We start from the raw sequence: 10,642 nt of genomic DNA, 5'->3' as shown, positions 1-10,642 counted from the left end.
ATCGAAACGTCGACAAGAGCCACAGTCGTCACCTGTTGTTCGTCTCAGTCCCGCGCCGAGGATGGATCCCAGGCGGCAGGCCTTCGGAAGCGCCGCTTTCCGGTCGTGCCAAGCACGACGGCCGGGGCCGTCGCGACCCCATATGAGGAGCCTAGCTCGATCCGGCCTCGCAATGCCATGATCCAGCATGCAGCGGATATGGCCATCAAGAGCTTTCGAACGATCCGTGAGCCTTTACGGTTAAGGCAGTCCGGTTCGTTCGCCGACAAGGGTCCGCGCAATACGGAATAGGGCGGCAATGATCAATATTGTGCATCGGCTTTTTCAGAATCAGGGGCTTCGGCGCAACACGAGATTAGGTCGCGGCGCATCCCGGATGCTGTTCGTGGCCGCTCTTCCCGCCCTGATCGTATTCAGTGGCCGAACAGCCGAAGCCCGCCCGCTGACGCGGTGCGATCCGCGGACGGATTGCCCTGGGCGCCGTCCGCCCGGCGCGCCCGACCGGGATGCGCGTCCCTTCGAGGGCACGCTCGGCCGGCCCTGCGGCTATCGCTGGCGCTACGCGCCGTCCGGCACGCGCAAGGTCCGGGTCTGCTTCTGAACATCATCTGCAACATGATGCAGCGCTGCATTTCCACGCGAGGTGTTTTGCTCGTCGGGCTCGCGCTGTTTGCGGGATCTGCTCGGGCCGCAGAATCGTGTCCCGGCCACTTCGCGGAGGGCCGGACGCCCGTTCTCGCCAATCCGCGGCTCGCCCCGAACGCGATCCCGCTCTGCTTCGACGCCTTCGCCGTACTGTTCTCCGGCGTCTCGCGCACGCCCCTCTACGCCGCCGAGCGGCTGACGCGAGCGAGCGTCGCCGCCGCGCGCAGGATCGACCGCGAGGACGCCTTCCACGATGAGGACCGCTTGCCGGTCCATATCCGCTCCGAACTCGGCGACTTCGTCCGCAGCGGCTATGACCGCGGCCACATGGCGCCGGCCGGCGACATGCCGACTGCCGCGGCACAGGCGCAATCCTTCAGTCTCGCCAACATCGTGCCGCAGGACCGCAAGGCCAACCGCGGCATCTGGGCGGCAATCGAGGAGAGTGTGCGCCGCCTCGCGATGCGGCGGGGCGAACTCTACGTGGTCACCGGACCGATCTTTGCCGGCCGGACCTCGGAGGCGATCAACGGGCGCATCCTCGTGCCGACGCAGATCTACAAGGCGGTCTACGATCCGGCCCGCGGCGAGGCAGCCGCCTATCTCGCGGACAACGACGCGGCCGGCGGCTGGCATGCCGTCTCGATCTCAGCGCTACAGGCCTCCGCCGGGCTCGACCCGTTCCCCGCCATGCCCGAGGCGGCCAGGACGAGGGCGATGGCCCTGCCCGAGCCGCGCGAGTTCTCGCGAGCGCACGGCCGCTCCGACGCGGGCGAGGGCTTCGACGCCTGGATCAAGCGTGAGCTGTATCGGATTCTGTCTCGTCTCTGGCGCGACCTGATGCGATCGATCTTCTGAAGGGGAGTTAGAATGTCCCATACGCCGAAGATACCGTTCCGCCCCTTCGCTGATGAGGTAAGCGTCCAAACCTTCGGTGATTTCTCCTTCGAGAACGGCACGACGCGAATCGCGCTGCACGGCTCGGTGGACGTCACACGCGACCGGGCCGGCCTCGAACGGGCGCGAGCCCTGCGACAGGTGCTCGACGCGATCGTGAGGCAGCTCGAGGCCGAAGACCTGCCGCAAGCCGTTGCCGAGACGGTGCAGGCGCCGACGATCGTGAAGAACCCTTTCGCCTGAGCGCACATGCGCCCATATCGGAACCGCAACGCCGGGTGGCGCGGCCGCCGGCGTCCTTGCCGGCTCACGGGCGCCCTGTTAGGCCGGCGCAAACAATCCAACGCTCAGCGCGGATCGCAGGACCTGTGGCGCGGCTCGATGGCGAGCAGGCACCGGAAGGCGATCCGTGACGGCCGTGCCCCGGCAGGCCCCATCAACGAGGACATCCGCATGGCCCGCGAATTCATCTACCACATGAAGGGTCTGACCAAGACCTATACCGGTGGCAAGAAGGTCCTTGAGAACGTCAACTTGTCCTTCTACCCGGATGCCAAGATCGGCGTGCTCGGTATCAACGGCTCGGGTAAATCAACGCTCCTCAAGATCATGGCCGGGATCGACACCGAGTATACCGGCGACGGCTGGGTCGCGCAGGGCGCGCGCGTCGGTTACCTGCCGCAGGAGCCGCAGCTCGATCCGAACAAGAGTGTCCGCGAGAACGTGATGGAGGGCGTCGCCGAGAAACAGGCGCTGCTCGACCGCTACAACGAACTCGCCATGAACTATTCCGAGGAGACCGCGGACGAGATGACCGCGCTCCAGGACAAGATCGAAGCACAGAACCTCTGGGAGCTCGATTCCAAGGTCGACCAGGCCATGGAGGCCCTGGGCTGCCCCAGCGACGAGCAGCCCGTCGCCACCCTGTCGGGCGGCGAGCGCCGCCGCATCGCACTCTGCCGCCTGCTCCTCTGGGAGCCCGAATTGCTGCTCCTCGACGAGCCGACCAACCACCTCGACGCCGAGACAGTGAACTGGCTCGAAGGTCACCTCAAGACCTATCCGGGCGCGATCCTGATCGTAACCCACGACCGCTACTTCCTCGACAACGTCACCGGCTGGATTCTCGAGCTCGATCGTGGGCGTGGCATCCCCTACGAGGGCAACTACTCGGCTTGGCTCGTGCAGAAGCAGAAGCGCCTGGAGCAGGAGGGCCGCGAGGACATGGCCCGCCAGCGCGCGATCGCCCGCGAGCAGGAGTGGATCGCCGCCTCGCCGAAGGCCCGCCAGTCGAAGTCCAAGGCACGCATCACCCGCTACGACGAACTGGTTGCCAAGCAGAACAACAAGGTCGACGCTTCAGCGCAGATCGTCATTCCGATCGACGAGCGGCTCGGCAACAACGTCATCGAGTTTCAGCACCTCAACAAGGCGTTCGGTGATCGCCTTCTGATCGAGGACCTCTCGTTCAAGCTGCCGCCAGGCGGCATCGTCGGCGTGATCGGCCCGAACGGCGCCGGCAAGACGACTCTGTTCAAGATGATCACCGGTCTGGAGAAGCCGGATGGCGGCGAGATCTCCATCGGCGAGACGGTGAAGCTCGGCTATGTCGACCAGTCGCGCGACGCACTCGATCCCAATGCTACGGTCTGGCAGGAGGTCTCGGGCGGCAACGACATCATCTATTTTAACAAGCGCGAGATCAATTCGCGCGCCTATTGCGCCGCCTTCGCCTTCAAGGGTGGCGACCAACAGAAGAAGGTCGGCACGCTCTCGGGTGGTGAGCGCAACCGCGTGCATCTTGCCCGTACTTTGAAGGGTGGCGCCAACGTCCTGCTGCTCGACGAGCCTACCAACGATCTCGACATGGAGACGCTGCGCGCCCTTGAGGACGCGCTCGAGGACTACGCCGGCTGCGCCGTCATTATCAGCCACGATCGCTGGTTCCTAAACCGCATCGCGACCCACATTCTCGCCTTCGAAGGCGACAGCCATGTCGAGTGGTTCGAGGGCAACTTCTCGGACTACGAAGAGGACAAGAAGCGCCGCCTCGGGAGCGATTCGATCATCCCGAAGAAGCTGAAATACAAGAAGTTTTCTCGGTAAGTCAGTCGACGGGCGAGGCCTTGGCAGACAGTGTCAGGGCCTCGCTCAGATCACGGGAATCGGTGAGTTTGCGGCCCTGGCTCCGCATCGCGCGCAGCATCTTCTTGTCGGGGAAGCCGCAATAGGGCTCGAGCGGCAGACGGATGCCGTCGGACACCCTGCCCTCCTCGGCGATCTGGCCCAACACGCCGTCGAGCAGGATGCGGCCGCGTTCGTGCAATTGCATCGCGGCACGCGTGGCGGTGACGTCGGGCGGCAGCGTGACGGCCTCCTGGGCCAGAAGCGAGCCCGCATCGATCTTCGGAACGAGGCGATGAACGGAGACGCCAAAGGCCCCCTTCCCCTCGGCCACGGCGTGAATCGTGGGGACGGGGCCGCGATGGCGGGGCAGCAGGCTCGGATGCACGTTGAGCCCGCCGAGCCGTGCCAGGGCCAGCGTCTCGCCTGAAAAGATCTGGTCGAAGTGGAAGCTAACGATGAGATCTGGTTCGCACGCACGCAGGGTCTCGGCCATCGCCGACCCATTCACGTCGTCTATGGTGGCGGTCGGGATGCCAAGGCGCCGGCAGAGGGGCGCCAGTGGCGTCGCCTCGGACGTGTCACTGCTGCCGGTGAACCCTTGCGTCAGCGGTGCGAGAGGGCGCAGCAGATCGGGTAGGCCGAAATTCACCGCGAGATAGGGCAGGATCGCCGGTCCGGAGCGGGCAAGATGGCGCCGCACCTGCCCGATGAGGCCACCGGTCGACGGCCGCTCGGCATTCGAGACCCCAACAAAGGCGATATCGCTGGCATGGTCGGCGACAAACCCGCGCACGGCGCGGGCATTCGGCAGTGCTTCCAACGTGAACAGGGCGAGGCGCGGCCGCGTCGTGGGCATCAGAAAGTGTCCGTCAACGCGCATCCCCGATGCGAGCTTTGAACGGAGCCATGCCAAGCCGGACGACCCATTCGGGCACGAGCCCAGCACCGCGCGCGAGCGCCGTGAGGATCCAAGGGAAGGCGATCACGTCACGGTTGCGCTCCAGACCACGTGCGATCAGAGAAGCAGCCCTGTCTGCGTCGATCTCGAGCGGCCGCCAGCCTTTCTTATAGGTCGCGCCCATCGCCGTGCGGACATAGCCCGGTGTCACGACGTTAACCCGAACGCCGCGCGGCCCGAGCTTCTGTCGTAGGGCCAATCCATGTGCCAGAAGCGCCGCCTTGCTACCGCTATAGGACGGTGCGTCTGGTAATGGCGCGTAGGCGGCGAGCGATGACACGAGCGCGATCTGTCCGGCTCCTCGCGCATCCATCAGGGTGACGCAGGGCAGCGCGACGTTGAGCGCCCCGCCGAGATTGGTGTCCATCGTCGCGAAGGCGACCTCCTCGGTCTCGACCGCGCCGTCCGGATGGCCACCGTTAATGCCGGCATTGACAATGACGAGGTCGAGAGGCCGGGCTGCATCAAGTGCCCGGAGGCGGGCGCCGGCCAGCACGCGATCACAGACATCGAAGGCCTCTACGAGCACGTCTGCGCCCCGAGCGCGGCAGGTTTGCGCGACCGCTTCGAGCCGCTCGATGCCGCGGGCGTTGAGGATCAGTGTCGTGCCGGGAGCCGCGTAGAGCCGAGCAAGCGCGGCACCGATGCCGCTCGACGCACCGGTGATGAGTATGACGGGCATGAAGGCCGAGAGTGTCGTGGGAGGAAGCGGGCCGATCAATAGGCCGGAGACAGATTGCCGCTTTCCGCTGCAGGTTCGCGTATCGAGCGGGCGAGCGCCAGGGAGGCAGGCGGGAGCACGGCTTCGAGCCGCGGCACGGCGCCCGCGACTGCCCGCGCGATCGCCGGCTTCGAGAAGTAGCCGCCGTTGATCTGGGTCCGGTGCATCACGACGCGGCGGAAATCGGCCATCAGCGCCATGTCGGGCGGTGTCGGCTCGTGCCAGAAGCTGTCGATATCGCCCTGATGGGTCAGGCCAGGCACGTCGTAGATCGCGACGCCAGTGGCGAGCGTCGGCCGCCCGCGCTCCAGCGCGAGCATGCCGACGGTGGAGTTGACCAATACGACGCCGCGGCTGCCGTCGATCAGCGCCTGCAGATCGCCGCCGTCGATGAAGTCGATGCGGTCATTGACACCGTGGCGCCTGGCCGACTGACGGGCGCGCTTGCGCCAATTCATGATTCCGCTGTCGAGAGGATGCAGCTTGACGAGCAGCCGCGTCTGAGCCTCGGGCTGCTGGCGGACGTATTTGGCGAAGGACGCGATCACCCGGTCCATGAAGCCCTCGACCCCGAGAAAGGGCGAGTGCACCCGGATCTGGTAATCGCTGTCGAGTTGGAGCGGCAGAAGGAAGTAATCCGCCTGGATGGCGCTGTAGATCCGGTTGACGTCCGCGGCGTGTCGGCGGGTGCGGCCACGGCGCATGAACTTCTTGATCCAGCCGCCATACTCTGCCGCGATGTGGTTCGGTCGGTGGCTGCGGAAGCCCGGATAGAGGTACGGAAAGCCGATATTGGCAATGTTGTAGGCGATGTCCCAGATACTGCGCCGAGCCATGTCGCCGGTGAGTGGCATCGCGCGGCCCTGCTGCGGCAGGCGTCGGGCGATGGCACGGATCTCGGCGGCGGTTTTGGGCAGCGTCGAGCTGCCGTTCACGCCGCCATGCTCGCAGGTGATCCAGTTCGGGCGGATGTAGCCTTCCTCGAAAACATGGACGCGCACGCCCAGCGGCTTTGCCGCCTCTATCGCCGCCACGTGGTAGGGCCGGCAATCGCCAAATAGCACGAGGTCGGTAACGGCGTGCTCGCGGATATAGGCTTCCAAATAAGCCGGCCAGCGCTCGCTTGTGCCGCGATAGTTGTCACTCTCACCGCGCCAGAACAGCCAGTCGCCGGAGGAGAAGTTGATCCGCCGGACCTTATGGCCACGCTCGCGCAAGGCCCGGCCGAGGTCGGAGAAGAACGGGGAGGCAATGCCCTGTAGGAACAGGAACGTCGCAATCGGCGAACGGGCGGTAATCGGACGAAGCTGCGCCATGCCGGGGAGTTTCGTTCTAAGGCCGGTTCGATCCGAGCCGTCCGTGAACGGCTCGACCGTACCGGGTATCGGTTGCACGCTCGCGGAGGCCTGTTCAATCCGCGTCGCTGTCGGCATCCCTGTTTCCCGAAGCGCGTTGCCCGTCGATCACAGGCCGCTGAAGCACCACGAAGCCTTCTCTGCGGAATGAGGCCGGCATGTGATGGTCGTGTGAAAAAGCGTGGCTGACGCCGGAACAATGATGCTGTCGTGGTGAAAACTCGATGAAGCGCGAGGCTAGGTGCCACGTTTGCGGTTCGACGGACGCCTCTCATGATGGTTTAAGACGCCTCCCGCGTCCCCGGCCTGCCCATGTCCCAGCTGTTGCCATCGATCTTGTTTCCGGCTGGCCGGACGATTCGAGGCCTGCGCGCCGAGATCGAGGCAGTAACGGGCAGCGTCTTCGCGGCGAAACCGGGAGGCGCCGGCGCGGTGTGGCAGGGCTCGCAGGCGGAGGCGCTCGTGAGCGCTCTCGGCCGGCCCGTATTGAGCGTCGCGCGCGGTCCGCTGCTCAGCCCGTACGATTCTCCGGCAACGGGATATGCCAGCCTGCGTATCGTCTTCGCCGGCCAGCCCTTCGGCGGCACCGAGCCCACGGCAGACTTCGCCAGTCTCCTGCGCAAGCATCGGCTCTACGAACGGAACCGTTTTCCAAAGGGAGCGCCCATCCCGACGGAGATCGCCGACGGTCGGGCGTCGCTCGTGCTTGTCGACGCGAGCCTTGCGGCCTCGCCGTCGCGTCTGAAAACCTTCCTCGACTGGGTGCTCGCTTTCTCGCCCGATGAGCACTTGGTTGCCGCTGGACCGGAGGGCGTGCCTCTCGTCGGATCGGGCGCACAGCGCTTGGCGGTGGTGAGCGGGCCGGTCGATCCGTGGACGTTGTTCGATCATGTCTTGCGCGTCTATGTCGCCAGCAGCGACGCAGCTTGCGAGCCTCAGCTCGCCGGAGTCGAGACGGTCTGGGTCGGCTCCAACGGTCCGAGGCCGGTGCCCGACGAGGCAGCGAGCGTAGCCCTGCGCTACGGTTCGGGCGTGCATGCCTTCGATCCCTGGACGCGGCGGCCGACCACGGTGGAGGACGCGGTCGAGCGCGTCGCCTGGCTGCGTGAGCGTTTTGCCGGCAACGCCCGCCGCACTGTCTATGTCGGCATCTCGCGCTGGAAGCGTCCGGCCCTCGACATCTTTGCCGACGGCCCCGCCGGACCGCCGATCCACACGATGACCGCCGAGGACGCGATCGCGGCGGCTACTCGCGAAGGCGCCGAGGTCCAGGCCTGGGCGACACGCATGCCGGGGCAACTCGCCCCGCTTTGCGAAGCTGCGGGCGTCCCGCTCTCCCGGATCGAGGATGGCTTCCTGCGCTCGGTTGGGCTCGGCGCCAGCCTGCAGCCAGGCGCCTCGATCGTCGTCGACGATTCCGGGATCTACTATGATCCGCGCACCGAGAGTCGGCTCGCCCGCATCCTGCGGGAGACGGCGTTTCCTTCCGACCTCGTCGCGCGGGCGCGGCGTTTGCGCGAGTCGATCGTTCAACGCCGGCTCAGCAAGTACAATGTCGGGCTCTTGCAGGCGGCAACCGACTGGCCTGCGGGCCGGCGGATCGTGCTGGTCCCGGGGCAGGTCGAGGACGATGCCTCGGTGCAGTACGGCTCTCCGCAGGTGCGCTCCAATCTCGGCCTGCTGCGCGCCGCACGGGCCCGCAACCCGGATGCCTTCCTTCTCTACAAGCCCCATCCCGACGTCGAGGCAGGCTTCCGGCCCGGCGCGATCCCGGAGGCGGAGGCGCTTGCCTTGGCTGACCGGCTCGTTGGCGGCCTCGCGATCGTCGACCTGCTCGACCGAGTCCACCACGTCGAGACCATGACGTCGCTCGCCGGCTTCGAGGCCCTGATCCGCGGCCTCAGCGTGGCGGTGCACGGGCGCCCGTTCTACGCGGGTTGGGGCCTGACCGAGGATCTCGCTCCCGGCGCCGACCGCGGCCGCAGGCTGGCGCTGGACGAGCTCGTGGCTGGGGCGCTGATCCTGTATCCGCGCTACCTTGATCCGGTGGCGATGAAGCCCTGCGAGCCGGAGCAATTGCTCGACCGGCTCTCGGCAGAGCGGGATGCGACGGGGCCGTCCCGGCTCGCCATCGGCGCTCTTCGTCATGCGGTGATGCGGGCGCGCTACGCTGTTCTGAACCCGATCGTGCGACGGCTTCGCGCCCGCCGCGGCGTCGGCGGCGCCCCGCGCTAAGTCATTGTTGTTGCTGATATGTCCGTGATTTTGGCCCTCGTCGTCGCCCTGGCAGGCTCGTTTGCGATCGAGGCCTCTGCCGCGGCCCGGCGCGTGAGCCTGCGCCCGGGCGACGTGGGGGTTCGGCTTGGGTCTTATGCGCTGATTACGGCCTTCTGGTTTGTTTTCTCGTGGCGGCCGTGGCTTGCCGGCGCGTCTACGCTCGCGACGATCATGATCACGATGATCATCGACGCACTGAAGCGCAAGATCCTGGGTGAATCGCTGGTGTTCAGCGACCTCGCCCTGCTCCGCCAGGTGCCGCGTCATCCCGACCTCTACTACACGATGCCCCTCACCCACCCGCGCATCGCCGTGCCGCTGCTGCTGGCTTTCCTCGGCGTGGCCGCCTGGTACGCCATCGAGCCGACGGCGCTGCCGCTGGGCTGGCCGGCGAGCCTCCTGGCGATGGTGGCCCTGCCCGCGGCCCTCCTGGCGCTGTGGTTCGGCGGGCGGACCCGGTTCGGACGCGCCGTGCTCGCCGCGCGGTTTCCAGAGCCGGACCTCGAAGCGGACGTGGCGCGCTACGGCGTGCTGGCCACGATGCTCGCCTATCTCGCCCGCCGCGAGGCCGAGGCCGCCACCGAGGTTCCGCCGGAGCCCCTGCCCGTGCCGGTGGAGCGGGGCGACGAGGTCGTCGTCGTGGTTCAGCTCGAATCCTTCCTCGATCCGACCCGGCTCGGCGGCGAGGCTCTGCCGGTGATGGCGCGGATCGAACGTGAGGCGGCTCAGCACGGCCGCCTCGCCGTGCCGACGCACGGGGCCTACACGATGCGCTCCGAACACGCCCTGCTCACCGGCCGTGAGGGCGCGAGCCTCGGCTTCGGCGGGTTCGACCCCTACTTCTCAGGCGGCGGCCGCGAGCCGACGAGCCTTGCCCGGCTGGCAAAGGCAGCCGGCTACGAGACCGTTTTCGTCCACCCCTATCATCGCGATTTCTTCGACCGGGAGAGCGTGATGCGCGCGCTCGGCTTCGACCGCCTCGTCATGTACGAGGACTTCGCCGGGGCCGCGCGCGTCGGCCCTTATATCGGCGACGAAGCGGTGGCCGCGCGCATCCTCGCGGAGGCGCGGGCGCGATCGGGCCCGATCCTGATCTTCTGCGCCACCATGGAGAATCACGGGCCCTGGAAGCCCGGCCGGCTTCCCGGTATCGACGATCCGCTCGCGCAGTACCTGCATCACGTCGGCAATGCCGGCCGGGCGGTCGAGGCCTTGATCGACGGATTGTCCTCCGAGCCGGCCACGCTCTGCGTCTATGGCGACCACGCGCCCTCCCTGCCCGGCTACCGGCCCGGCGACGGCGATCCGCGCACGGATTACGCCCTGTTCCGGTTCGGCCGCCCCCTGCCCCAGGGATCGCGCCGGGCCGACATCAGGATCGCGGCGCTCGGCTGTCGCCTGCGGGACGCAGTCGCCCGCCAAACGGCGGCTGCGGAGGGTGCAGGCGTCGCCGTGCCACGTTCGTGACGTATTGCTGGCGAACGGCTGAGCTTGGGCCGGCATCCACCGTGCCCAGGTCGATCTCAATCACTCGTTAAACGGATCGCAGCGATTCGACGGGTATTCTGACGAGACCCAATCCCGGCGGCAGACTTGCGCGCGCCGGATGGAGAGAGTGTTCATGGTGCGTATCGCAGCTCCTGCTGCCCTCCTGGCCTGCCT

At 67.0% G+C, this 10,642-nt stretch carries 9 protein-coding genes; 6 read left to right on the top strand and 3 right to left on the bottom strand.

Features of this window, described 5'->3' with window-relative positions; translation table 11 throughout:
- Nucleotides 1-385: 385 nt before the first annotated feature.
- The 4 genes from MGN01_RS22405 to ettA all read left to right on the top strand — a co-directional run bounded on the left by MGN01_RS22405 (nucleotide 386) and on the right by ettA (nucleotide 3,648).
- Nucleotides 386-601 carry a hypothetical protein gene (locus MGN01_RS22405; protein ID WP_147049014.1) on the top strand — a complete coding sequence of 72 codons (216 nt, stop codon included), beginning with the start codon at nucleotides 386-388 and terminating at the stop codon, nucleotides 599-601.
- A 47-nt stretch (nucleotides 602-648) separates the two neighbouring features.
- Nucleotides 649-1,503 (top strand): DNA/RNA non-specific endonuclease, encoded by an 855-nt coding sequence (locus MGN01_RS22400; RefSeq protein ID WP_238258438.1) that lies wholly within the window; start codon nucleotides 649-651, stop codon nucleotides 1,501-1,503.
- A gap of 12 nt (nucleotides 1,504-1,515) precedes the next feature.
- Entirely contained in the window at nucleotides 1,516-1,785 is a 270-nt protein-coding gene (locus tag MGN01_RS22395) for a hypothetical protein (protein WP_147049012.1), read from the top strand.
- 210 nt (nucleotides 1,786-1,995) lie between these two features.
- A complete protein-coding gene (gene ettA, locus MGN01_RS22390; protein WP_147049015.1) occupies nucleotides 1,996-3,648 on the top strand; it encodes an energy-dependent translational throttle protein EttA in 1,653 nt (550 codons plus the stop codon).
- A 1-nt stretch (nucleotide 3,649) separates the two neighbouring features.
- Here ettA and MGN01_RS22385 read toward each other — a convergent pair whose 3' ends face one another.
- The 3 genes from MGN01_RS22385 to MGN01_RS22375 are packed head-to-tail and all read right to left on the bottom strand — an operon-like array spanning nucleotide 3,650 to nucleotide 6,664.
- Nucleotides 3,650-4,525, bottom strand: a complete 876-nt coding sequence (locus MGN01_RS22385; RefSeq protein WP_147049011.1) for a formyltransferase family protein — start codon at nucleotides 4,523-4,525, stop codon at nucleotides 3,650-3,652.
- 13 nt (nucleotides 4,526-4,538) lie between these two features.
- The gene (locus tag MGN01_RS22380) at nucleotides 4,539-5,309 is read right to left on the bottom strand and encodes an SDR family NAD(P)-dependent oxidoreductase (protein WP_147049010.1); all 771 of its coding nucleotides are present in this window, start codon (nucleotides 5,307-5,309) and stop codon (nucleotides 4,539-4,541) included.
- Between the two features lie 35 nt (nucleotides 5,310-5,344).
- Nucleotides 5,345-6,664 carry a capsule polysaccharide biogenesis protein gene (locus MGN01_RS22375; protein ID WP_147049009.1) on the bottom strand — a complete coding sequence of 440 codons (1,320 nt, stop codon included), beginning with the start codon at nucleotides 6,662-6,664 and terminating at the stop codon, nucleotides 5,345-5,347.
- A gap of 351 nt (nucleotides 6,665-7,015) precedes the next feature.
- Here MGN01_RS22375 and MGN01_RS22370 point away from each other — a divergent pair, with 351 nt between their 5' ends.
- Together MGN01_RS22370 and MGN01_RS22365 are read left to right on the top strand one after the other, a co-directional pair.
- Nucleotides 7,016-8,938 (top strand): capsular polysaccharide export protein, LipB/KpsS family, encoded by a 1,923-nt coding sequence (locus MGN01_RS22370; RefSeq protein ID WP_147049008.1) that lies wholly within the window; start codon nucleotides 7,016-7,018, stop codon nucleotides 8,936-8,938.
- Nucleotides 8,939-8,956: 18 nt separating this feature from the next.
- The gene (locus tag MGN01_RS22365) at nucleotides 8,957-10,447 is read left to right on the top strand and encodes an LTA synthase family protein (RefSeq protein WP_147049007.1); all 1,491 of its coding nucleotides are present in this window, start codon (nucleotides 8,957-8,959) and stop codon (nucleotides 10,445-10,447) included.
- The last annotated feature ends 195 nt before the right edge of the window (nucleotides 10,448-10,642 follow it).

The organism is Methylobacterium gnaphalii (assembly GCF_007992215.1).
Taxonomy (GTDB): Bacteria; Pseudomonadota; Alphaproteobacteria; order Rhizobiales; family Beijerinckiaceae; genus Methylobacterium; species Methylobacterium gnaphalii.
Note: the sequence above shows the minus strand (reverse complement) of the source record. Positions and strands in the feature narration are given on the sequence as shown.

Coding starts and splice junctions, on each gene's coding strand:
- MGN01_RS22395 (WP_147049012.1), top strand. CDS start 1,516: ATGTCCCATACGCCGAAGATACCGTTCCGCCCCTTCGCTGATGAGGTA.
- MGN01_RS22375 (WP_147049009.1), bottom strand. CDS start 6,664: ATGGCGCAGCTTCGTCCGATTACCGCCCGTTCGCCGATTGCGACGTTC.
- MGN01_RS22380 (WP_147049010.1), bottom strand. CDS start 5,309: ATGCCCGTCATACTCATCACCGGTGCGTCGAGCGGCATCGGTGCCGCG.
- MGN01_RS22370 (WP_147049008.1), top strand. CDS start 7,016: ATGTCCCAGCTGTTGCCATCGATCTTGTTTCCGGCTGGCCGGACGATT.
- ettA (WP_147049015.1), top strand. CDS start 1,996: ATGGCCCGCGAATTCATCTACCACATGAAGGGTCTGACCAAGACCTAT.
- MGN01_RS22385 (WP_147049011.1), bottom strand. CDS start 4,525: ATGCCCACGACGCGGCCGCGCCTCGCCCTGTTCACGTTGGAAGCACTG.
- MGN01_RS22365 (WP_147049007.1), top strand. CDS start 8,957: ATGTCCGTGATTTTGGCCCTCGTCGTCGCCCTGGCAGGCTCGTTTGCG.